Source organism: Pseudomonas peradeniyensis (assembly GCF_014268935.2).
In the GTDB taxonomy this organism is placed as follows: Bacteria; Pseudomonadota; Gammaproteobacteria; order Pseudomonadales; family Pseudomonadaceae; genus Aquipseudomonas; species Aquipseudomonas peradeniyensis.
In genome coordinates this window covers 68,599-89,544 of the sequence record NZ_JABWRJ020000002.1, presented here as the reverse complement: position 1 = coordinate 89,544, position 20,946 = coordinate 68,599, and the positions used below count along the sequence as shown (strand labels likewise).

Annotated in this window: 23 protein-coding genes; 14 read left to right on the top strand and 9 right to left on the bottom strand. The window is 64.9% G+C overall.

From position 1 onward, the window contains the following. Positions 1-82: 82 nt before the first annotated feature. From HU751_RS09925 to rpmE, 3 genes are all read right to left on the bottom strand, one after another. Positions 83-1,351 (bottom strand): malic enzyme-like NAD(P)-binding protein, encoded by a 1,269-nt coding sequence (locus tag HU751_RS09925; RefSeq protein ID WP_186712010.1) that lies wholly within the window; start codon positions 1,349-1,351, stop codon positions 83-85. A 179-nt stretch (positions 1,352-1,530) separates the two neighbouring features. Next, positions 1,531-2,352: a thermonuclease family protein gene (locus HU751_RS09920; RefSeq protein ID WP_186732455.1), complete on the bottom strand. Its 822-nt coding sequence runs from the start codon at positions 2,350-2,352 to the stop codon at positions 1,531-1,533. Between the two features lie 2 nt (positions 2,353-2,354). Next, positions 2,355-2,570, bottom strand: coding sequence for a 50S ribosomal protein L31 (gene rpmE / locus HU751_RS09915; RefSeq protein ID WP_011531746.1), 216 nt, complete (start codon positions 2,568-2,570; stop codon positions 2,355-2,357). Between the two features lie 169 nt (positions 2,571-2,739). On the opposite strand from rpmE, the gene HU751_RS09910 reads away from it, so the two are divergent. The 3 genes from HU751_RS09910 to HU751_RS09900 all read left to right on the top strand — a co-directional run bounded on the left by HU751_RS09910 (position 2,740) and on the right by HU751_RS09900 (position 7,585). After that, entirely contained in the window at positions 2,740-4,959 is a 2,220-nt protein-coding gene (locus HU751_RS09910; RefSeq protein WP_186732454.1) for a primosomal protein N', read from the top strand. A gap of 189 nt (positions 4,960-5,148) precedes the next feature. Next, a complete protein-coding gene (gene argS, locus HU751_RS09905) occupies positions 5,149-6,885 on the top strand; it encodes an arginine--tRNA ligase (protein ID WP_186732453.1) in 1,737 nt (578 codons plus the stop codon). A gap of 1 nt (position 6,886) precedes the next feature. After that, positions 6,887-7,585: an SPOR domain-containing protein gene (locus HU751_RS09900; protein ID WP_186712014.1), complete on the top strand. Its 699-nt coding sequence runs from the start codon at positions 6,887-6,889 to the stop codon at positions 7,583-7,585. 39 nt (positions 7,586-7,624) lie between these two features. Here the strand turns inward: HU751_RS09900 and HU751_RS09895 are convergent, their stop codons facing one another. Then, positions 7,625-8,050, bottom strand: coding sequence for an NINE protein (locus HU751_RS09895; protein WP_023630210.1), 426 nt, complete (start codon positions 8,048-8,050; stop codon positions 7,625-7,627). Positions 8,051-8,208: 158 nt separating this feature from the next. Between HU751_RS09895 and HU751_RS09890 the strand changes: the two genes are divergently transcribed. Next, positions 8,209-8,856: a C40 family peptidase gene (locus tag HU751_RS09890; RefSeq protein ID WP_050707354.1), complete on the top strand. Its 648-nt coding sequence runs from the start codon at positions 8,209-8,211 to the stop codon at positions 8,854-8,856. 87 nt (positions 8,857-8,943) lie between these two features. On the opposite strand, the gene HU751_RS09885 is transcribed toward HU751_RS09890, so the two are convergent. Then, positions 8,944-9,948, bottom strand: coding sequence for a type IV pilus twitching motility protein PilT (locus HU751_RS09885; RefSeq protein WP_186732452.1), 1,005 nt, complete (start codon positions 9,946-9,948; stop codon positions 8,944-8,946). A 65-nt stretch (positions 9,949-10,013) separates the two neighbouring features. Between HU751_RS09885 and HU751_RS09880 the strand changes: the two genes are divergently transcribed. The 9 genes from HU751_RS09880 (at position 10,014) to HU751_RS09840 (ending at position 16,578) form a co-directional block, all read left to right on the top strand. After that, positions 10,014-10,700: a YggS family pyridoxal phosphate-dependent enzyme gene (locus HU751_RS09880; protein ID WP_186732451.1), complete on the top strand. Its 687-nt coding sequence runs from the start codon at positions 10,014-10,016 to the stop codon at positions 10,698-10,700. Between the two features lie 38 nt (positions 10,701-10,738). After that, positions 10,739-11,557, top strand: a complete 819-nt coding sequence (gene proC, locus HU751_RS09875; protein ID WP_186732450.1) for a pyrroline-5-carboxylate reductase — start codon at positions 10,739-10,741, stop codon at positions 11,555-11,557. Between the two features lie 10 nt (positions 11,558-11,567). Beyond that, positions 11,568-12,158: a YggT family protein gene (locus HU751_RS09870; protein ID WP_050707358.1), complete on the top strand. Its 591-nt coding sequence runs from the start codon at positions 11,568-11,570 to the stop codon at positions 12,156-12,158. A gap of 88 nt (positions 12,159-12,246) precedes the next feature. Beyond that, positions 12,247-13,386, top strand: a complete 1,140-nt coding sequence (gene metX / locus HU751_RS09865; protein ID WP_186732449.1) for a homoserine O-succinyltransferase MetX — start codon at positions 12,247-12,249, stop codon at positions 13,384-13,386. A 7-nt stretch (positions 13,387-13,393) separates the two neighbouring features. After that, positions 13,394-14,014, top strand: a complete 621-nt coding sequence (gene metW / locus HU751_RS09860; protein WP_011531735.1) for a methionine biosynthesis protein MetW — start codon at positions 13,394-13,396, stop codon at positions 14,012-14,014. A gap of 25 nt (positions 14,015-14,039) precedes the next feature. Next, complete coding sequence (locus tag HU751_RS09855; RefSeq protein ID WP_028689126.1) at positions 14,040-14,474, top strand: DUF4426 domain-containing protein; 435 nt, start codon at positions 14,040-14,042, stop codon at positions 14,472-14,474. Further along, the gene (gene rdgB, locus HU751_RS09850) at positions 14,471-15,067 is read left to right on the top strand and encodes an RdgB/HAM1 family non-canonical purine NTP pyrophosphatase (RefSeq protein ID WP_028689127.1); all 597 of its coding nucleotides are present in this window, start codon (positions 14,471-14,473) and stop codon (positions 15,065-15,067) included. The genes HU751_RS09855 and rdgB overlap by 4 nt, the downstream gene beginning before the upstream one ends. Further along, positions 15,064-16,242 carry a radical SAM family heme chaperone HemW gene (gene hemW / locus HU751_RS09845; RefSeq protein ID WP_186732448.1) on the top strand — a complete coding sequence of 393 codons (1,179 nt, stop codon included), beginning with the start codon at positions 15,064-15,066 and terminating at the stop codon, positions 16,240-16,242. The genes rdgB and hemW overlap by 4 nt, the downstream gene beginning before the upstream one ends. 9 nt (positions 16,243-16,251) lie before the next feature. Next, positions 16,252-16,578 (top strand): DUF3392 family protein, encoded by a 327-nt coding sequence (locus tag HU751_RS09840; protein ID WP_011531731.1) that lies wholly within the window; start codon positions 16,252-16,254, stop codon positions 16,576-16,578. A 1,271-nt stretch (positions 16,579-17,849) separates the two neighbouring features. On the opposite strand, the gene trmB is transcribed toward HU751_RS09840, so the two are convergent. The 4 genes from trmB to HU751_RS09820 all read right to left on the bottom strand — a co-directional run bounded on the left by trmB (position 17,850) and on the right by HU751_RS09820 (position 20,121). Beyond that, positions 17,850-18,572, bottom strand: coding sequence for a tRNA (guanosine(46)-N7)-methyltransferase TrmB (trmB, locus tag HU751_RS09835; RefSeq protein ID WP_028689129.1), 723 nt, complete (start codon positions 18,570-18,572; stop codon positions 17,850-17,852). A 9-nt stretch (positions 18,573-18,581) separates the two neighbouring features. Beyond that, a complete protein-coding gene (locus tag HU751_RS09830; RefSeq protein WP_028689130.1) occupies positions 18,582-19,394 on the bottom strand; it encodes a thiazole synthase in 813 nt (270 codons plus the stop codon). Positions 19,395-19,446: 52 nt separating this feature from the next. Further along, complete coding sequence (thiS, locus tag HU751_RS09825) at positions 19,447-19,647, bottom strand: sulfur carrier protein ThiS (protein WP_050707401.1); 201 nt, start codon at positions 19,645-19,647, stop codon at positions 19,447-19,449. Between the two features lie 102 nt (positions 19,648-19,749). Beyond that, positions 19,750-20,121 (bottom strand): DUF423 domain-containing protein, encoded by a 372-nt coding sequence (locus HU751_RS09820; RefSeq protein WP_186712022.1) that lies wholly within the window; start codon positions 20,119-20,121, stop codon positions 19,750-19,752. A 64-nt stretch (positions 20,122-20,185) separates the two neighbouring features. Here HU751_RS09820 and mtgA point away from each other — a divergent pair, with 64 nt between their 5' ends. Further along, a complete protein-coding gene (gene mtgA / locus HU751_RS09815) occupies positions 20,186-20,896 on the top strand; it encodes a monofunctional biosynthetic peptidoglycan transglycosylase (protein ID WP_186732447.1) in 711 nt (236 codons plus the stop codon). Positions 20,897-20,946 lie beyond the last annotated feature (50 nt).

Genomic DNA, 20,946 nt, shown 5'->3' with positions numbered 1-20,946 from the left:
CTCACAGCCGCTGGCACTCTCTCGGCAAACAAAAAGCCCCGACTCTCACGAGCCGGGGCTTTTTCATGACGCTACGACCGGATCAGCCGTTGAACACGTCATCCACGCTTTTCAGCGGGTAGTGCTTCGGATACGGCAGGGTGGCCACGCCGGATTCGATGGCGGCCTTGGCCACGGCATCGGAAACCACGGTGATCAGACGGGCATCCAGCGGCTTCGGAATGATGTACTCGCGGCCGAATTCCAGGGCCTGCACGCCATAGGCGTCGCAGACTTCCTTCGGCACCGGCTGCTTGGCCAGGTCCTTCAGGGCGATGGCGGCGGCGATCTTCATCTCTTCGTTGATGCGCTTGGCGCGAACGTCCAGGGCACCGCGGAAGATGAACGGGAAGCCCAGTACGTTGTTGACCTGGTTCGGGTAGTCGGAACGACCGGTGGCCATGATCACGTCGCTGCGGGTGGCGTGAGCCAGCTCCGGGGCGATTTCCGGATCCGGGTTCGAGCAGGCGAACACGATCGGGTTGGCGGCCATCGACTTCAGGCCTTCGGCGCTCAGCAGGTTCGGACCGGACAGGCCGACGAACACATCGGCGCCGTTCAGGGCGTCAGCCAGGGTGCGCTTGTCAGTAGCGTGGGCGAATTGGGCCTTGTACTGGTTCAGGTCGTCACGGCCGGCGTGGATCACGCCGCTGCGGTCGATCATGAAGATGTTCTCGACCTTGGCGCCCATGCTCACCAGCAGCTTCATGCAGGAGATGGCGGCGGCACCGGCGCCCAGGCAGACGATCTTCGCCTCCTCGAGCTTCTTGCCGGCGATTTCCAGGGCGTTGATCATGCCGGCGGCGGTAACGATAGCGGTACCGTGCTGGTCATCGTGGAAGACGGGAATGTCGCACTGCTCGATCAGGGTGCGCTCGATCTCGAAGCACTCAGGTGCCTTGATGTCTTCCAGGTTGATGCCGCCGAAGGTGATGGAGATGCGGCGAACGGTGTCGATGAAGGCCTGCGGGCTCTCCGACTCGACTTCGATATCGAACACGTCGATACCGGCGAAACGCTTGAACAGAACACCCTTGCCTTCCATCACCGGCTTGGAAGCCAGCGGGCCGAGGTCGCCCAGACCGAGGATGGCGGTGCCATCGGAGATCACCGCAACCAGGTTGCCCTTGCCGGTGTACTTGTAGGCCAGCTCCGGATCACGGCCGATCTCGCGCACGGGCTCGGCGACGCCTGGGCTGTAGGCCAGGGCGAGGTCACGGGCGGTGGCGGTGGGCTTGGAGAGCTCGACGCTCAGCTTCCCCGGACGGGGCTGGGCGTGGTATTCGAGAGCGGCGGTTTTCAGGTCTGACATGATGGGCATTCCGCTGTTTACTGTTCTGACGGACCGCCGAGGATACGCAAAGAGCCGGGGGGCGACAAGACTGCCCGGTCACTATGTGTCAAGGCCTTTGGCCTACGACTTTACGCTATAACCCACGGGGCTTACGGAAGCCAGTGTGTACAATCCAATAGCAAAATGTCTACAACTATTTACCCCGGGACAACCGCCAGCATGCTCGGATCGGTCAATGGCAACAGCCAGCGTCGCTGCCCGGGCTTGAGCCCTCCCTTGCGGGATCGATCCAGCACCCAGCCACGCGCCTCGACCTGGCGTCCCTTGAGGTTAGCGAAGAAGCTGGCGGGGAAGCGCTGCTGCAGACGAGCGGGGACCTGCAGCACCACGGCATCGTCGAGCTCCAGCCAGATACCGCCACGGTTGCGCTCGATCCCCTTGATCTGGCCGCCGATCACGGCAAAACCGGACTGTCTGACCTCCCCTGCGGGCACCACCGGCGACTGGCGCCACAACCCGGCTCCGGTGTTGCGCGCCTGCTGTTCGGCCTGTTGCTGGCAGCCCGACAAGGCCACGTTGGGGGCAATGGCGACCCGGTAGCCGAGGCCTTCACTGAGCAGTTGTGCTTCGAGATTGTCGCCAGTACGACCATAGATGTGCGCCAGGGTACGACCGTACTTGTCCTTGGGCTCCACGCCCGGGACCAGGCCGACGCGACCATCGCTGGCCTCGACCAGCGCCTGCAGGCGCCGTTTCGCAGCCTCGGCGTAGGGCTCGCTGGTGCGACCCTTGCGGCCGATCTCGGGCGCATTGATGCCGATCAGCCGCACGTTGCGGCCATCACCCAGGCGCAAGGTGTCGCCGTCGACCACCTGGCGCACCGTCACCTGCTGCGGCTGCTCGGGCAACGGACAGAAGGCCAGGGCCGGAAGATGCCAGATCGCGCCCACAAAAAAGGCGCCCACGAGGGGCGCCTTCTTTTGCAGCAACGCGAACCTCGAGAGATTCGCCATGCGCATGATTACTTCTTGGTACCGAACATACCGAAGCGATCGGCGAACTTCTGTACGCGACCACCGGTGTCCAGGACTTTCTGCTTACCGGTGTAGAACGGGTGGCACAGGTTGCAAACGTCGATCGCCAGGACGCTGCCCAGGGTCGAACGGGTTTCAAACTTGTTGCCGCAGCTGCAGGTGACTGCAACTACTTCGTAGTTCGGATGAATATCTGCTTTCATGGTCACTTCCTCGAGCTGCGTGCCGCCACCCAACACCTATTGTTGAATACCGCACGTAATTAGGCGGCGAATAATACCAGAGCGCGGCGGCAGCGCAAGTTGTCGCTTGCACCGACCGTCGTCTGCTAGGCTCGCCTGATTTGTGAAACGCCCTCCAGAGACCTTCCGCGTGTCCGACGTCATCCTGCGCCTTGCCCTGCCCTCGCCCCTGCGTCGCCTGTTCGACTACCGGGCGCCCGCGAGCATGGCGCGCCAGGCACTGACACCCGGCATGCGTGTCCGTGTGCCGTTCGGTCGCCGCGAGATGATCGGCGTGCTGGTGGAGGTCGCCACGCACAGCGAAGTCCCCGCCGACAAGCTCAAGCCGGCCAGCGCCTTGCTCGACCCGGTTTCGCCCGTGCCGCCCGCTTTGTTCAAGCTGTGCCTGTGGACGGCGCAGTACTATCAGCACAGCCTGGGCGACACCTTGAGCTGGGCCCTGCCGACCCTGCTGCGCCAGGGCGAGCCGGCCGAGGTGCGTCAGGAGCGCTTCTGGCACGTCGTCCCCGGGGCACGCCTGGAGGACCCGCGCATCGCCCGTGCCCCGCGCCAGCGCGATGCCCTCAAGACCCTGTCGCAGCACCCCCACGGCGTGGCCCACAGCCTGTTGAGCAAGCTCGGCCTGAACAAGGACAGCCTCGACCTGCTGCTGGCCAAGGAGCTGGTGAACGTCGAGGTCCGCCGTCACCTGCCCACCGCACGTCACGAACACTGGCTGGCCCAGCCGGAGCTGCCGCTCAACGAGGAGCAGCGCGCGGCGTTCGAAGCGGTGCGCGCGGGCTTCGGCGCCTTCCACGCCTACCTGCTGGCCGGGGTCACCGGCAGCGGCAAGACCGAGGTGTACCTGCAGCTGATCCGCGAGACCCTCGAAGCCGGCAAGCAGGCGCTGATCCTGATCCCCGAGATCAACCTCGGCCCGCAGACCCTGCAACGCTTCGAGCAACGCTTCAATGCCCGCATCGCCCTGCTGCACTCGGCGGTGGGCGACCGCGAACGCCTGGACGCCTGGCTGGCGGCCCGCGATGGCGACGCCGACATCATCATCGGCACCCGCTCGGCGCTGTTCACGCCAATGAAGAACCCGGGCCTGATCATCATCGACGAAGAGCACGACGGCTCCTATAAACAGCAGGAAGGCCTGCGCTACCACGCCCGCGACCTGGCCGTGGTCCGCGCCCACCAGGAGAACATCCCGATCCTGCTGGGCTCGGCCACGCCGTCGCTGGAAAGCCTGCACAACGCCCATAGCGGCCGCTACGGCCTGCTGCGCATGAACCAGCGCGCCGGTGGCGCCAAGGCACCACGCTTCCTGCGCCTGGATGTGCGCAGCCTGCCGCTGGACAGCGGCATCAGCGGCCCGCTGCAACAGGCCATCCGCCAGACCCTGGAGGCCGGCCAGCAGGTGCTGGTGTTCCTCAACCGCCGCGGTTTCGCCCCGACGCTGCTGTGCCACGACTGCGGCTGGCTCTCCGAGTGCCCGCGCTGCGATGCGCGCATGACCGTGCACCAGCGTTCCGCCGTGCTGCGCTGCCACCATTGCGGCTACGACGAGCGCCTGCCGTTGCAGTGCCCGCAGTGCGCCCACGTCGACCTGCGCCCGGTGGGGGCCGGCACCGAGCGTGCCGAAGAGCGGCTCAAAGTGCTGTTCCCCGACTACCCGATCCTGCGCGTGGACCGCGACAGCACCTCGCGCAAGGACGCCATGCACAACCTGTTCGCCACCATCCAGCGCGGTCAGCCGAGCATCCTGGTCGGCACCCAGATGCTGGCCAAGGGGCACCACTTCCCCCGCGTCACCCTGGTGGCGATTCTCGATGCCGACGGCGGACTGTTCTCCGGCGACTTTCGCGCCAGCGAGCGCATGGCCCAGCTGATCGTCCAGGTTGCCGGTCGCGCCGGACGCGCCGAGGAACCGGGCAAGGTCATCGTGCAGACCCACCTGGCCGACCATCCGCTGCTGGTGCAACTGACCGAACAGGGCTACTTCGCCTTCGCCGAGCAGGCCCTGAGCGAACGTCGCGCCGCCGGCCTGCCGCCGTTCGCCCACCTGGCCCTGCTGCGCGCGGATGCGCACAAGCCGGGCCAGGCCGAGAGCTTCCTCGACGAAGCCTGCGCCGCCGCCGAGCGGATCATGATCGAACAGGGCCTGCACGGCATCGAGCTGCTGGGGCCGGTCCCGGCGCCCATGGAACGACGGGCGGGCCGCTTCCGCGCGCAACTATTGCTCCAGGCCAATGCCCGGGCTCAGCTGCATCGACTGATCAGTGCCTGGTTGCTAGTGTTGGAGCAGATGCCATCGGGGCGGCAGGTGCGCTGGTCGCTGGATGTTGATCCGGTGGACCTGTACTGAGAGATTGAACGGTCCGTGGGAGCGGGCTTGCCCCGCGATTGAGACCATCGCGGGGCAAGCCCGCTCCCACGCCTGACCAGCGATACCGGCCAAAAGGTTGGCAACCCGCCCCCGGCAACGGATAATGCCCAGTTTTTCCACCTGCGCATCGAAGCGCTCCACCGCGCTTGCGGTCGAAAAGAGAATTCCATGAAAGACACCATTCGCCAGCTGATCCAGCAAGCCCTCACCCAACTCGTCGCCGACGGTGTGCTGCCTGAAGGGCTGACGCCGGCGATCCAGGTGGAAAACGCCCGGGACAAGACCCACGGCGACTTCGCCAGCAACATCGCCATGATGCTGGCCAAGCCGGCCGGCATGAAACCCCGCGACCTGGCCGAAAAACTCATCGCCAGCCTGCCGGCCAGCCCCGACATCACCAAGGTCGAGATCGCCGGCCCCGGCTTCCTGAACTTCTTCCAGAACACCGACGCCCTGGCCAACCGCCTCGACGCCGCCCTGGCCGATGAGCACCTGGGCGTGCGCAAGGCCGGCCCGGCCGAGAAGGTGGTGATCGACATGTCGGCGCCGAACCTGGCCAAGGAGATGCACGTCGGCCACCTGCGCTCGACCATCATCGGCGACAGCGTCGCGCGCGTGCTGGAATTCCTCGGCGATGACGTCATCCGCCAGAACCACGTGGGCGACTGGGGCACCCAGTTCGGCATGCTGCTGGCCTACCTGGAAGAAAACCCGATCACCAGCGACGAGCTGTCGGACCTGGAGAACTTCTACCGCGCCGCCAAGAAGCGTTTCGACGAGTCCGAGGACTTCGCCACCCGCGCCCGCGGCCTGGTGGTCAAGCTGCAGGCCGGCGACCCTGAGTGCATGGCCCTGTGGACGCGCTTCAAGGACATCTCGCTGTCGCACTGCCAGAAGACCTACGAGCTGCTCAACGTCAAGCTGACCATGGCCGACGTGATGGGCGAGAGCGCCTACAACGCCGACCTGGCCAACGTGGTCGCCGACCTCAAGACCAAGGGCCTGCTGGTCGAGGACCAGGGCGCCCAGTGCGTGTTCCTCGAAGAGTTCAAGAACGCCGAGGGCGATCCGCTGCCGGTGATCGTGCAGAAGGCCGACGGCGGCTACCTGTACGCCACCACCGACCTGGCCGCCGTGCGCTACCGCAGCAACACGCTGCAGGCCGACCGCGCCCTGTACTTCGTCGACCAGCGCCAGGCCCTGCACTTCAACCAGGTGTTCGAAGTGGCCCGCCGCGCCGGTTTCGTCGGCCACCCGATGAAGATGGAGCACATGGGCTTCGGCACCATGAACGGCGCCGATGGCCGCCCGTTCAAGACCCGTGACGGCGGCACCGTCAAGCTGATCGACCTGCTCACCGAGGCCAAGGACCGCGCCTACGCGCTGGTCAAGGAGAAGAACCCGTCGCTGGCCGAGGACGAACTGCGCCACATCGGCGAGGTGGTCGGCATCGGCGCGGTCAAGTACGCCGACCTGTCCAAGCACCGCACCAGCGACTACAGCTTCAACTTCGAACTGATGCTCAACTTCGAAGGCAACACCGCGCCGTACCTGCTGTACGCCTACACCCGCGTGGCCGGCGTGTTCCGCAAGCTTGGCAAGGGCTTCGACGAAGTCAACGGCAGCATCGTCCTGCAGGCAGCGCACGAGCAGGACCTGGCCGCGCGCCTGGCGCAGTTCGGCGAGATCCTCAACAACGTCGCCGAAAAAGGCACGCCGCACGTGCTGTGCAGCTACCTGTACGACCTCGCCGGCCTGTTCTCCAGCTTCTACGAGAATTGCCCGATCCTTTCCGCCGAAACCGCCGAACAGCAGCAGAGCCGCCTGCGCCTGGCTGCCCTGACCGGCCGCACCCTCAAGCAGGGCCTGGAACTGCTCGGCCTGGAAACCCTGGAGCGCATGTAAGTTGGCTGCAAAGAAGAAACCCGCACCCAAGCGCGGCGCCAGCCGCTCCCAGCCGCCTGCCAGCAAGCAGCCGATCCCGGGCTGGGTGTGGCTGGCGGTCGGCCTGACGGTCGGCGCCTTCATCGTCTTCCTGATGAAGCTCGAGCCGGGCGGCGACGACATCAAGCGCGCCAAGCCCGAGCAACAGAAGCCAGTTGCCGAGGCCAGCAAGACCACCACGCCGACACCACAGCAGCCGGTGAAGCCGAAGTACGACTTCTACACCCTGCTGCCGGAGTCGGAAGTGATCGTGCCGCCCGAGGCCGTGCCGGAGAAGACCCCGCCGGTACCGGCGCAGCCGCCCGTGCCGAGCACACCGGTCACCCCGGCAGAAGCGGCGAAGATCGACACCGCCCGCGCCCAGGCCGCGCTGCTGGGGCAGACGCCGCCACCAGCGCCACCGGTGATCAAGCCGGCGGCTACCACCCAGTTCTTCCTGCAGGCCGGTTCGTTCCGCAAGCAGGCGGACGCCGACAAGGTCCGCGCGCAGATCATCCTGCTCGGCCAGGCGGTCAGGGTGGAGTCGGGCACGGTCAAGGAAGAGACCTGGTACCGCGTGATGGTCGGCCCGTTCAGCAACCGTGAACAGCTGACCGTGGCGCAGAAGCAACTGGCCGGGGCAGGCTTCAGCAACCTGCTGCTGCAACAGCGGCGCCAGTAACGAAAAAGGCCTTGCCGCACTCAGCGACAAGGCCTTTTTTCATACCCGGCGACGCTCGGCGTTGACCTGGGAGATCTGGCTGTTGAGCGTCCAGAAGTCATACAGCACGCCCAGCAGGAACAGACCGCCGGTGAACAGGTAGATCAACGCACTGATCCACTTGCCCTGGTACAGCCGGTGCACACCGAAGATGCCCAGGAAGGTCAGCAGGATCCACGCCAGGTTGTAATCCACCCCGCCCGATTCGAAGCGCATGTCCGCCTCGCGGTCCATCGACGGGATCAGGAACAGGTCGATCAGCCAGCCGATGCCCAGCAGCCCGAGGGTGAAGAACCAGATTGTCCCGGTGATCGGCTTGCCGTAGTAGAAACGGTGCGAGCCGGTGAAACCGAAGATCCACAGCAGATAGCCGAGGACCTTGCTGTGGGTGTCGTGCGAAGGGGCACCCTGTTGATAACCATTCATTCGAAGCCCTCGTGGGATAGCCGAAAATTTTCTAACGAAAAATGTGACTTTTTCGTTTTGACCCGACATATGGTACGTGGCTGAGCGACCAACGGATCAGAATTTGATCAAAAAGCTGTTATAAAGTTGCGCGCCAACACTTATAAAGAGCTTCATCTATGCCACCTTTCTTCAAGACATGGCTGACCCTCTGCCTTTTATTGCCCCTGGCCGCCCACGCCACCAACCGTGAGCAACGACTTCCAAGCGGATTCACCGGTTACACGACCAACGCCGATACCACGGTGAAACGCGCCCCGATCCAGTACCGCAATACGGCCAGCCTGCGCGCCCGCCCGGCCAACGCCGCCAAGCAGCACGCCGTGGGCATGCAGGCGGTGGCGATGTCGCCAAAGCAGAGCAGCGAAGTGCTCAGTCGTGCGGTGAACGTGCTCGGCACGCCCTATCGCTGGGGCGGCAGCAGCCCGAAGAAGGGCTTCGACTGCAGCGGCCTGGTCAAGTATGCGTTCAACGACGTGGCGGATGTCGACCTGCCGCGCACCTCCAATGCCATGGCCCAGGGCCAGGGCGTCAAGGTGGCCAAGGGCGACCTCAAGCCAGGCGACCTGATCTTCTTCAACATCAAGAGCCGTCGGGTCAATCACGTCGCCATCTACCTGGGCAACGACCGCTTCATCCACGCGCCGCGCACCGGCAAGCGGGTGAGCATCGACAGCCTGGAGAAACCTTACTGGCAGAAGCACTACGTGGTGGCCAAGCGCGTGCTGCCCAAGCAGCAACAGGCGCTGAGCCTGGCCAAACGCTGAAACCCCGATCACGGGACAAATCGCATCGGCGCACCACTGCTCCCTCGGACCAGGCAAGGCTGGCGTGGGAGCGGGCCTGCCCCGCGATCAGTTTAAAGACGTATCGATTATCCCCCGCGCCTGCAGCGCCCGCAGCGCCCCCTCCATCGTGCACATCCCCACCGCCGCACCGGCCTGCATCAGCGAATGAATCTGCGCCAGGCGCCCCTCGCGTATCAGGTTGCGCACCGCAGGCGTCGCAACCAGCACCTCCCGCGCCGCGACACGCCCGCCGCCTGACCGCCGAACCAGCAACTGCGCAACCACCAACCGCAGGGAGTCGGCCAGCATGCTGCGCACCAGCGGTTTTTCCTCCGCCGCGAACACCTCCACCAGTCGGTCGATGCTGCTCACCGCCGACCGCGTATGCACCGTGGCCAGCACCAGATGCCCGGTCTCCGCGGCGCGCAACGCCAGGCGAATGCTGTGCAGGTCGCGCAGCTCGCCGATCATGATCACATCCGGGTCCTGACGCAGGGCGCTGCGCAAAGCCTGGGCAAAGTCACGGCTATGCAGGCCGACCTCACGCTGGCTGACAAGGCTGCGCTGGTTGGCATGGATGAACTCGATCGGCTCTTCAAGCGTGACGATATGCAATGCGTATTCGCGGTTGAGCCCATCGACCAGTGCCGCCAAGGTACTCGACTTGCCGCTGCCGGTGGCCCCACCCACCAGGACCAGACCATCCCGATACCGGGAGATGATTTGAAACACTTCCGTCAGTTCAAGCGCCTCCAGACAGGGCACGCTTGCAGGGATCAAACGCACGCTGGCGCTCGGGCCATTGCGCTGGCGGAACAGGTTCAGCCGAAAGCGCCCCAGCCCATCCAGGCCCACCGCCAGGTCCAGCTCATCGCCGGCAGCCCACTGTCGCCGCTGCTCATCATCGAGCAGGGCAGCCATCCCGTTTTCCAGCGCTCCTGCCGTCAGCACCGGGAGGTCCAGGCGCTGCAACACCCCATCCACTCGCAGCAACGGTCGCTCGCCCGCGGCCAGGTGCAGGTCGCTGGCACCGGCAGCCAGGGCCCGGCCCAACAGGTCGGTCACATCCATGAGACTCCCCAACGGCGATCAAGCAGGTAGAATGCCGCAGACCCCAAAGCCTTCGGCGACGAACCATGTCCACCCTAGCAGACAACATTGGCGCCATTGCCACCCGCATCGACAGCGCGGCCAGGGCCGCCGGACGCGACCCGGCCAGCATCCATCTGCTGGCAGTGAGCAAGACCAAGCCCGCCAGCGCGATTCGCGAGGCCTACGCCGCCGGGCTGCGCGATGTGGGCGAGAACTACCTTCAGGAAGCCCTGACAAAACAACAGGCACTTTCCGACCTGCCCTTGATCTGGCACTTCATCGGCCCCATCCAGTCGAACAAGACCAAGGCCATCGCCGAGCATTTCGACTGGGTACATTCCGTGGACCGCCTGAAGATCGCCCAACGCCTCTCCGAGCAGCGCCCTGCCGGCCTGGCGCCGCTGAACATCTGCCTGCAGGTGAACGTCAGCGGCGAGGACAGCAAGTCCGGCTGCGCGCCCGCCGAGCTGCCGGCCCTGGCCCAGGCGGTGAACGCCCTGCCCGGTCTGCGCCTGCGCGGCCTGATGGCGATACCGGAGCCGACCGAAGACCGCGCCGAGCAGGAGGCCGCCTTTGCCATCCTGCGCCAGCTCCAGGCGCAGCTGGACTTCGGGCTGGACACCCTGTCGATGGGCATGAGCCACGACCTGGAGGCCGCCATCGTCCAAGGTGCGACCTGGGTCCGCATCGGCACCGCCCTGTTCGGCGCCCGCGACTACGGACAGCCCTGAATCCATGCTTAACTCACTCTTTCCTTCAAGGACCTGACATGAGCAAGACTCGTATTGCCTTTATCGGCGCCGGCAACATGGCCGCCAGCCTGATCGGCGGCCTGCGTGCCCAGGGCCTGGACGCCGCGCAGATCCGCGCCAGCGACCCGGGTGCCGAGACCCGCGCGCGGATCCAGGCCGAGCACGGCATCGAAACCTTCGAAAACAACGCCCAGGCCATCGAGGGCGTGGACGTGATCGTGCTGGCGGTCAAACCGCAGGTCATGAAGGCGGTCTGCGAAACGCTGAAACCGAACCTCAAGCCCGGCCAGCTGGTGGTTTCCATCGCAGCCGGCATCACCTGCGCCAGCCTGCAGGCCTGGCTGGGCGCGATCCCCGTGGTGCGCTGCATGCCCAACACCCCGGCGCTGCTGCGCCAGGGCGTCAGCGGCCTGTACGCCACCGGGGAAGTGTCCGCCGAGCAGCGCCAGCAGGCCGAACAACTGCTGTCGGCCGTCGGCACCGCCTTGTGGCTGGACAAAGAACAACAGCTGGATGCCGTCACCGCCGTCTCCGGCAGCGGCCCGGCCTATGTCTTCCTGCTGATCGAGGCCATGACCGCCGCCGGCGAGAAACTCGGCCTGCCGCGTGAAACCGCCTCGCAACTCACCTTGCAGACCGCCCTGGGCGCCGCCCGCATGGCGGTTGCCAGCGATGTCGACGCCGCCGAGCTGCGCCGCCGCGTGACCTCACCGGCCGGCACCACGGAAGCGGCGATCAAGTCGTTCCAGGCCAGCGGTTTCGAGGCGATCGTCGAGCAGGCACTTCAGGCCGCGGCGAAGCGTTCCGCCGAACTGGCCGAACAACTGGGCAAATAAGGAGCCATTGATGAATGCATTGTCCGGCGCCGCGATCTTCGTGGTGCAAACCCTGGTCAGCCTGTACCTGGTGATCGTCCTGCTGCGCTTCGTGCTGCAACTGGTCAAGGCCGACTTCTACAACCCGCTGAGCCAGTTCGCCGTGCGCGCCACCCAGCCGCTGCTCAAGCCGCTGCGCCGGGTGGTCCCCAGCATCGCCGGCCTGGATACCTCCTCGCTGCTGCTGTCGATCCTGATCCAGGCGCTGCTGATGGCCTTCGTGCTGATGGTCACCTACGGCACCTTCGGTGACATCCTGCACCTGCTGATGTGGTCGATCCTGGGCATCACCTCGCTGTTCCTGAAGATCTTCTGGGTGGCGATGATCGTCATGGTCATCGTCTCGTGGGTCGCGCCGAACAGCCACAACCCGGCCGCCGAGCTGGCCTACCAGATCAGCGAGCCGGTGCTGGCGCCGTTCCGCCGCCTGGTGCCGAACCTCGGCGGCATGGACATTTCGCCGATCTTCGCCTTCATCGCCATCCAGGTGATCCAGTCGTTCCTGATGCCCCAGCTGGCGGCTTACGCCGGCATGCCGCAAGAGCTGTGGCGGATGATCTGACCCGCACTGCATCCAGCGGCAAGCCTTTGCTTGCCGCTGCGGGTAGCGCTCTTTAGACTTACGCCTCCGTCAAGCGTGAGCAGGGTCGATGTCCACTGTCCTTCCCGAAGATTCCGTCGGTCTGGTAACACCGCAGATTGCCCGGTTCGATGAACCGCTGGCCCTGGCTTGTGGCCGCTCCCTGGCCTCGTACGAGCTCATCTACGAAACCTATGGCACCCTCAACGGCAGCGCCAGCAATGCCGTGCTGATCTGCCATGCGTTGTCCGGCCATCACCATGCCGCCGGCTACCATGCCGCCACCGACCGCAAGCCGGGCTGGTGGGACAGCTGCATCGGCCCCGGCAAGCCGATCGACACCAACCGCTTCTTCGTGGTCAGCCTGAACAACCTCGGCGGCTGCAACGGCAGCACCGGCCCCAGCAGCCTCAACCCGGCCACCGGCAAGCCCTATGGCGCCGACTTCCCGGTGCTGACCGTGGAGGACTGGGTGCACAGCCAGGCGCGCCTGGCCGACCGCTTAGGTGTACAGACCTGGGCCGCCATCGTCGGCGGCAGCCTCGGCGGCATGCAGGCGCTGCAGTGGACCATCACCTACCCGGACCGCGTGCGCCACTGCGTGGACATCGCCTCGGCACCCAAGCTGTCGGCGCAGAACATCGCCTTCAACGAAGTGGCGCGCCAAGCCATCCTCACCGACCCCGAGTTCCACGGCGGCTCGTTCCAGGACCAGGGCGTAATTCCCAAGCGTGGCCTGATGCTGGCGCGCATGGTCGGCCACATCACCTACCTGTCCGACGACTCGATGGGCGAGAAATTCGGCCGTGAGCTCAAGAGCGACAAGCTCAACTACGACTTCCACAGCGTCGAGTTCCAGGTCGAGAGCTACCTGCGCTACCAGGGCGAGGAATTCTCCGGCCGCTTCGATGCCAACACCTACCTGCTGATGACCAAGGCGCTGGACTACTTCGACCCGGCCGCGGCCCATGGCGGCGACCTGGCGGCGACCCTGGCCGATGTCACGGCGGACTATTGCATCATGTCGTTCACCACCGACTGGCGCTTCTCGCCGGCCCGCTCGCGGGAGATCGTCGACGCCCTGATGGCCGCGCGCAAGAACGTCTGCTACCTGGACATCGACTCGCCCTATGGCCACGACGCCTTCCTCATCCCGACGCCCCGCTACATGCAGGGTTTCGCGAACTACATGAACCGCATCGCCCTCTGAGGACCGCATGAGAGCCGACCTGGAAATCATCCAAGACTGGATCCCCGCCGGCAGCCGGGTCCTCGACCTGGGCTGCGGCAACGGCGAACTGCTGGCCTCCTTGCGCGAGCGCAAGAATGTCACCGGCTATGGCCTGGAGATCGATGCCGACAACATCGCCGCCTGCGTGGCCAAGGGCGTCAACGTCATCGAGCAGGACCTGGACAAGGGCCTGGGCAACTTCGCCAGCAACAGTTTCGACGTGGTGGTCATGACCCAGGCCCTGCAGGCCGTGGAATATCCCGACCGGATCCTCGACGAGATGTTGCGGGTGGGCCGCCAGTGCATCATCACCTTCCCCAACTTCGGCCACTGGCGCTGCCGCTGGTACCTGGCGACCAAGGGTCGCATGCCGGTTTCGGACTTCATGCCGTATACCTGGTACAACACGCCGAACATCCACTTCTGCACCTTCGAGGACTTCGAGAACCTGTGCCATGAGCGCCACGCCAAGGTCCTCGACCGCCTGGCCGTCGACCGTCTGCACCGTAACGGGTTGGGCGGGCGGCTATGGCCTAATCTTCTAGGTGAGATCGGTATCTATCGGGTCAGCAGCCCGGGCCTGCAGGAGCATCAGCTCGCGGTCTGACCCTCGCGAACGGAGGAATGGGATCATGCGTCGACTAGCACTGTTTCTGATCAGCCTGTGCCTGGCCTTGCCGGTACTGGCTGCCGATGCCGCCAAGCCGGAGCGCAAGGAGGTGTTCGGCGACGTGACGGTCCACTACAGCGCCTTCACCTCGAGCATGCTGCAACCGGACATCGCCGCCGCCACGGGCCTGACCCGCAGCAAGAACCAGGGCGTGCTCAACATCGCCGTGCTCAAGGCCGAGAAGCCTTCGACAGCGGTGGTCAGCGGCACGGTGAAGGACCTGACCGGGCGCAGCAACCCGCTGTCGTTCAAGCAGATCACCGACCAGGGCGCGGTCTACTACATCGCCCAGTTCAAGATCGACCAGGCCGAGACCGTCACCTTCGACATCAACGTCGAAACCGGTGGCGTCAGCCATAAACTCAGCTTCAACCAGGAAGTGTTCCCAGGCGAATGATGAATCTTACGCAACTCGTATTGGCCAGCCACAACGCCGGCAAGCTCAAGGAACTGCAGGCCATGCTCGGCGAGTCCGTGCACCTGCGTTCGATCGGCGAATTCAGCCAGGTGGAGCCGGAAGAGACCGGCCTGTCGTTCGTCGAGAACGCCATCCTCAAGGCGCGCAACGCCGCACGCATCTCCGGCCTGCCGGCCCTGGCCGACGACTCGGGCCTGGCGGTGGACTTCCTCGGCGGCGCGCCAGGCATCTACTCGGCGCGCTACGCCGACGGCAAGGGTGACGCGGCGAACAACGCCAAGCTGCTCGAAGCGCTCAAGGACGTGCCTGAAGAGCAGCGCGGCGCGCAGTTCGTCTGCGTCCTGGCCCTGGTGCGGCATGCCGACGACCCGCTGCCGATCCTCTGCGAAGGCCTGTGGCACGGCAGCATCCTGTTCGAGGCCAGCGGTGAGCACGGCTTCGGCTACGACCCGCTATTCTGGGTCCCGGAGCGCAACTGCTCCAGCGCCGACCTCGCCCCGGTCGACAAGAACCAGCTCAGCCACCGCGCCCGCGCCATGGCCCTGCTGCGTCAACGTCTGGGCCTGGCATGACCGAAAAGCTGTTCGTGCAACCGGCGGGCCTGATCCTTCCCGAACTCCCGCCGCTGTCGCTGTACATCCATATTCCCTGGTGCGTGCGCAAGTGCCCGTACTGCGACTTCAACTCGCACCAGGCCGGCCCGGCGCTGCCGGAAGCCGAATACATCGACGCCCTGCTGGCCGACCTCGACCAGGAACTGCCTGCCGTCCAAGGCCGCTCCATCAGCACGATCTTCTTCGGCGGCGGCACCCCCAGCCTGTTCAGCGCTGATGCGCTGGGTCGTCTGCTGCGCGGAGTCGAGCAACGCATCCCGTTCGCCCCGGACATCGAGATCACCCTCGAGGCCAACCCGGGCACCTTCGAGCAGGAGAAGTTCAAGGCCTACCGGCAGACCGGCATCAACCGCCTGTCCATCGGCGTGCAGAGTTTCCAGCCCGCCAAGCTCGAGAAGCTCGGGCGCATCCACAATGGTGCCGAAGCGGTGCGTGCCGCCGACATGGCCCGTGCGGCAGGCTTCGACAACTTCAACATGGACCTGATGCACGGCTTGCCGGACCAGTCGCTCGACGACGCCCTGGGCGACCTGCGCCAGGCCATTGAACTGGCGCCGACGCACCTGTCCTGGTACCAGCTGACGGTAGAGCCGAACACGGTGTTCTGGAACCAGCCGCCCGAGCTGCCCGAGGACGACATCCTCTGGGATATCCAGGAAGCCGGCCAGGCGCTGATGGCCGACCACGGTTACCGCCAGTACGAAGTCTCGGCCTACGCCCAGACCAACCGTGCCGCGCGGCACAACCTGAACTACTGGCGCTTCGGCGACTTCATCGGCATCGGTGCCGGTGCCCATGGCAAGCTGTCGTTCCCCGACGGACGCATCCTGCGCACCTGGAAGACCCGCCTGCCCAAGGACTACCTGAACCCGGCCAAGCCGTTCAAGGCGGGCGAGAAGCTGCTGCCGGCCGATGAGCTACCCTTCGAGTTCCTGATGAACGCCCTGCGTCTCACCGACGGGGTGGAAGCCGAACTGTTCAGCCTGCGCACCGGTCTGCCTCTGGCACAACTGGCCGAAGCCCGCCGTGAAGCCGAACAAAAAGGCCTTTTGCAGGTCGAACCGGATCGGCTGGCAGCCACACCGCGCGGCCAGCTGTTCCTCAACGACCTGCTGCAGTACTTCTTGAATTAAGGATGACCCATGGACCTGGTACTTGACCTGCTCTCGACCGTTTCCCGCTGGAGCCGCAGCAACCTGTCGGAAATCTCGCTGGCCCTGGTAGGCTGCCTGCTGGTGCTGTTCGGCACCGATATCAAGGGCTGGGTGGAAGGCCGCCTGGGTGGCCTGGCCGGCGCCCTGCGGGTGCCGTTCATGGCGCTGCTGGTGATGATCGGCAGCGGCGCCGCGCTGATCTATGCGACGCCGTGGATCGTGAAGGGGCTGGGGCAGTTCAACAACTATGCGCTGGCACCGGTGCTACTGGTGGTGCTGGTATTGATTGGGGTCGTAGCTGATCGGCGGGGCTGAGCGCTTGCTAAAAGCCGCCCTGGCGGGCCAGGACGGCTTCTCACCCGACTAACCCTTAGCGGGCATCGTCAAAGTGATCGCGCAGGAAGTCCCTGGCGGTCCTGAAAACGATCAGGATCCGAACCAGCTTCCAGACACGGCTCAGCGTATTCAGCAAACGCTTCATATGCCTTGGCCTCCGTGTTGGCTGGGCCAATCTTCCAGCGTCTGACCGGCACTTCGACGCCTTCGGAGATCATGTGAAGTCTCTCCAGTGAAGTGGCCAGGTGGGTGGCCCTTCGAGAAACTACCGGCGCGGTTCGTGGGCCGCGTCGAAGGGGCCGAGAATGAGTTCGTTTCCTGGCCCATCACTGGATTAATCCACATGAGAGCGGCGCCACTTTACGCCAGTAGAAAACTCAATGTTGTTACTGGCACGTTCACAGTTAATGCTGGATATTTCCACCATTGACGTAGTATCGAGGCAGCCCTAGTATCGCGCTTGTGAAGTCTCTCCAGTGATACTGAAGTAGGCAGGCCTAGGGCTCGTAACCCAAAGCCCGCATAAAAAAACCGCCCTTCGCCAGGCGGTTTTTTTATGGCTGCAGGCAGACCCGGCTGACGCCCTGCCGATGTATTCCAAGGTGCACGGGGCGGCTGATCGGCGGGGCCGAGCACTTGCTAAAGGCCGCCCTGGCAAGCCAGGACGGCTTCTCACCCGACTAGCCCTTAGCGGGGATCATCAAAGTGATCGCGCAGGAAATCCCTGACGGACCTGACAACAATCAGGATCCGGATCAGCTTCCAGACGCGGCTCAGCGTATTCAGCAAACGCTTCATATGCCTTGGCCTCCGTGTTGGCTGGGCCAATCTTCCAGCGTCTAACCGGCACTTCGACGCCTTCGGAGAGCATGTGACTGTCTCCAGTGAAGTGGCCAGGTGGGTGGCCCTTCGATAAGTATCACCGGCGCGAGTCGTAGGTCACGTCGAAGGGGCCGAGAAAGCGTTTGGTTTCCAGGCCCGTCACCGGATGAAATCACATGCGAGCAAACCGATCTTACGTGAACCTCCCTAACAGAGCTGTTACCTGCCCTGTCACACGTAATGCCGGATATTTCCTTGGTTGACCTGTATTCGAGGCCATCCTAAGATCCAGTTGTGACTGTCTCCAGTGATGTTCGTGGGCTAGGCTTCGTAACCCGAGGCCCACATAAAAAAACCGCCCTTCTCAAGGCGGTTTTTTTGTATCTGCAATTTCGCAGGTTTGAAGGGCTGCTTCGAATGAACCCGGCTCAGCTCACCTTCTCGAACTTCAAGTCCCATACCCCATGCCCAAGCCGCTCACCGCGACGCTCGAACTTGGTGATCGGCCGTTCTTCCGGGCGTGGCACGTAGGCGCCATCAGCCGCCTGGTTGCGATAGCCGGGCGCTGCGCTCATCACTTCCAGCATGTACTCGGCATAGGGCTCCCAGTCGGTCGCCATGTGGAATACGCCACCGGGCTTGAGCTTGCGGCGTACCAGCTCGGCGAACTCCAGCTGAACGATCCGGCGCTTGTGGTGACGCGCCTTGTGCCAAGGGTCCGGGAAGAACAGCATCAGGCGATCGAGGCTGTTGTCGGCCACGCAGCGGTTGAGGACTTCGATGGCATCACAGTCGTACACCCGCAGGTTCTTCAGGCCCTGGGTCAGCACGCCATTTAGCAACGCGCCGACACCCGGACGGTGCACTTCGACACCGATGAAGTCCAGCTCGGGCGAGGCGGCGGCCATTTCCAGCAGCGAATGGCCCATGCCGAAGCCGATCTCCAGGGTGCGCGGCGCCGAACGGCCGAACACCTGGTCGTAGTCCACCGGGCTATCGGTGAGCGGCAGGATGAACAGCGGGCCGCCCTGCTCCAGGCCGCGTTGCTGGCCTTCGGTCATGCGCCCGGCACGCATCACGAAACTCTTGATGCGGCGGTGCGGGCGGGCTTCACCGTCTTCGGTGATCGGCGTTTCTTGCGATTCAGTCATCTGGGGCTCTTACTTGATCAGACCTTCCAGCGGCGAGGACGCGCTGGCATAGAGTTTCTTCGGCATGCGCCCGGCGAGATACGCCATGCGGCCGGCAAGGATGGCGTGCTTCATGGCCTCGGCCATCAGCACCGGCTGCTGGGCGTGGGCGATGGCCGAGTTCATCAGCACCGCCTCGCAGCCCATCTCCATGGCGATGGTGGCGTCGGAGGCGGTCCCCACGCCGGCATCGACCAGCACCGGCACCTTGGATTCCTCGAGGATGATCTGCAGGTTGTAGGGGTTGCAGATACCCAGGCCGGTGCCGATCAGGCCGGCCAGCGGCATGACGGCGATGCAGCCGGCTTCGGCCAGCTGGCGGGCGATGATCGGGTCATCGCTGGTGTAGACCATCACATCGAAGCCGTCCTTGACCAGCACTTCGGCGGCCTTGAGAGTTTCGATCACATTGGGGAACAGGGTCTTCTGGTCGGCCAGCACTTCCAGCTTCACCAGCGTCCGCTCCTCGTGGGACTTGTGGCCGTCGAGCAGCTCACGGGCCAGGCGGCAGGTACGCACCGCTTCGACCGCATCGAAGCAGCCCGCAGTGTTCGGCAGGATGGTGTACTTGTCGGGCGACAGCACATCGAGCAGGTTCGGCTCACCCGCGTTCTGACCAAGGTTGGTGCGACGCACGGCCACGGTGACGATCTCGGCACCCGAGGCCTCGGTGGCCAGGCGGGTTTCTTCCATGTCACGGTACTTGCCGGTGCCGACCAGCAGGCGCGACTGGAAAGTGCGCCCGGCCAGGACGAAAGGCTTGTCGCTGCGAACGTTGCTCATCGATGTTCCTCAGGAAAGGTTACGGGGCTTTGGATGAATCGGCGGGACGCGCTCAACCACCGCCAATGGCATGAACCACTTCGACCTGGTCGCCTTCGCTCAATCGCGTGCTCTCGTGCTGGCTGCGCGGCACGATGTCCAGGTTCAGTTCCACCGCCACCCGGCGACCGGCCAGCTCCAGCCGGCCCAGCAGCGCCGCGACGCTCTCGCCCTCGGGCAGTTCGTAAGGTTCACCGTTCAATTGAATGCGCATGCGCACGGCCACCATTGTTCTTTGGGGCCCGCATTCTAGCCCCGATCCACCCCGCAACCCAAGGGCGATGCGCGCCATTAGTCGCGATTGTGGACCGTTCGGTCAGCCCAGGCGCCAGGCGGCCAGGCCCAGGCACAGCCAGCCAGCGAGGAAGCACAGGCCACCCAGCGGAGTGATCATGCCGAGCTTGCCCAGGCCGCTCAGGGTCAGTACGTAGAGGCTACCGGAGAACAGCACGATACCCACGGCGAACAGACCGCCGGCCCAGCCGACCAGGCGCCCCGGCAGATGCGCCGAAAGCACCGCCACCGCGAGGATCGCCAGGGCGTGCACCAGCTGGTAGGTCACGCCGGTATGGAAGATCGCCAGGTAGTCGGCGCTGAGACGGCTCTTCAGGCCATGGGCGGCGAAGGCGCCGAGGGCGACGCCGGTAAAGCCGAAGAACGCGGCGAGCATCAGGAAGCTGCGAAGCATGGGACGACTCCTCGGGAGGGGTCTGTATAATGGCCCGTTCCAACGGTCCGGCCAAGCCATCACCATGCTGTCATCTCTCCTGCGCCGTCTTTCCCGCGCCCTGCTGTGGTTCGCCGCCGGCAGCGCCGCCGTGGTCCTGGTGCTGCGCTGGGTTCCACCGCCCGGCACCGCGCTGATGGTCGAGCGCAAGGTGGAGTCGTGGTTCAGCGGCGAACCCATCGACCTGCAACGCGACTGGACGCCATGGGAGGACATCTCCGATGAGCTCAAGGTCGCGGTCATCGCCGGCGAGGACCAGAAGTTCGCCAGCCACTGGGGCTTCGACATCCCGGCGATCCAGGCGGCGCTGGCCTACAACGAGCGTGGCGGCAAGGTGCGTGGCGCCAGCACCCTGACCCAGCAGGTGGCCAAGAACCTGTTCCTGTGGTCAGGGCGCAGTTGGCTGCGCAAGGGGCTGGAGGCCTGGTTCACCGCGCTGATCGAGCTGTTCTGGTCCAAGGAGCGGATTCTCGAGGTCTACCTGAACAGCGCCGAATGGGGCAAGGGCGTCTTCGGTGCCCAGGCCGCGGCACGCTACCACTTCGGCGTGGACGCCAGCCGCCTGACGCGACAACAGGCCGCACAGCTCGCGGCGGTGCTGCCGAGCCCGATCAAGTGGAATGCCAGCCGGCCAAGCGCCTATGTGGCGAGCCGGGCGGGCTGGATTCGCCGGCAGATGAGCCAGCTGGGTGGGCCGAGCTACCTGATGCAGCTGGATACTTCGCGCAGGCTTTGAGACGAACCTGCTCCCACGCCCCACAGCACACGAAAAAGCCGCTGTCTCTT

Excerpts from the sequence above, each read along its gene's own strand:
- argS (WP_186732453.1), top strand. The coding sequence starts at position 5,149 with ATGAAAGACACCATTCGCCAGCTGATCCAGCAAGCCCTCACCCAACTC.
- trmB (WP_028689129.1), bottom strand. The coding sequence starts at position 18,572 with ATGACTGAATCGCAAGAAACGCCGATCACCGAAGACGGTGAAGCCCGC.
- HU751_RS09895 (WP_023630210.1), bottom strand. The coding sequence starts at position 8,050 with ATGAATGGTTATCAACAGGGTGCCCCTTCGCACGACACCCACAGCAAG.
- rdgB (WP_028689127.1), top strand. The coding sequence starts at position 14,471 with ATGATGAATCTTACGCAACTCGTATTGGCCAGCCACAACGCCGGCAAG.
- HU751_RS09855 (WP_028689126.1), top strand. The coding sequence starts at position 14,040 with ATGCGTCGACTAGCACTGTTTCTGATCAGCCTGTGCCTGGCCTTGCCG.
- HU751_RS09885 (WP_186732452.1), bottom strand. The coding sequence starts at position 9,948 with ATGGATGTGACCGACCTGTTGGGCCGGGCCCTGGCTGCCGGTGCCAGC.
- HU751_RS09925 (WP_186712010.1), bottom strand. The coding sequence starts at position 1,351 with ATGTCAGACCTGAAAACCGCCGCTCTCGAATACCACGCCCAGCCCCGT.
- HU751_RS09840 (WP_011531731.1), top strand. The coding sequence starts at position 16,252 with ATGGACCTGGTACTTGACCTGCTCTCGACCGTTTCCCGCTGGAGCCGC.
- metX (WP_186732449.1), top strand. The coding sequence starts at position 12,247 with ATGTCCACTGTCCTTCCCGAAGATTCCGTCGGTCTGGTAACACCGCAG.
- proC (WP_186732450.1), top strand. The coding sequence starts at position 10,739 with ATGAGCAAGACTCGTATTGCCTTTATCGGCGCCGGCAACATGGCCGCC.
- HU751_RS09880 (WP_186732451.1), top strand. The coding sequence starts at position 10,014 with ATGTCCACCCTAGCAGACAACATTGGCGCCATTGCCACCCGCATCGAC.
- thiS (WP_050707401.1), bottom strand. The coding sequence starts at position 19,647 with ATGCGCATTCAATTGAACGGTGAACCTTACGAACTGCCCGAGGGCGAG.
- HU751_RS09820 (WP_186712022.1), bottom strand. The coding sequence starts at position 20,121 with ATGCTTCGCAGCTTCCTGATGCTCGCCGCGTTCTTCGGCTTTACCGGC.
- metW (WP_011531735.1), top strand. The coding sequence starts at position 13,394 with ATGAGAGCCGACCTGGAAATCATCCAAGACTGGATCCCCGCCGGCAGC.
- hemW (WP_186732448.1), top strand. The coding sequence starts at position 15,064 with ATGACCGAAAAGCTGTTCGTGCAACCGGCGGGCCTGATCCTTCCCGAA.
- HU751_RS09830 (WP_028689130.1), bottom strand. The coding sequence starts at position 19,394 with ATGAGCAACGTTCGCAGCGACAAGCCTTTCGTCCTGGCCGGGCGCACT.
- HU751_RS09890 (WP_050707354.1), top strand. The coding sequence starts at position 8,209 with ATGCCACCTTTCTTCAAGACATGGCTGACCCTCTGCCTTTTATTGCCC.
- HU751_RS09920 (WP_186732455.1), bottom strand. The coding sequence starts at position 2,352 with ATGCGCATGGCGAATCTCTCGAGGTTCGCGTTGCTGCAAAAGAAGGCG.
- mtgA (WP_186732447.1), top strand. The coding sequence starts at position 20,186 with ATGCTGTCATCTCTCCTGCGCCGTCTTTCCCGCGCCCTGCTGTGGTTC.
- HU751_RS09870 (WP_050707358.1), top strand. The coding sequence starts at position 11,568 with ATGAATGCATTGTCCGGCGCCGCGATCTTCGTGGTGCAAACCCTGGTC.
- rpmE (WP_011531746.1), bottom strand. The coding sequence starts at position 2,570 with ATGAAAGCAGATATTCATCCGAACTACGAAGTAGTTGCAGTCACCTGC.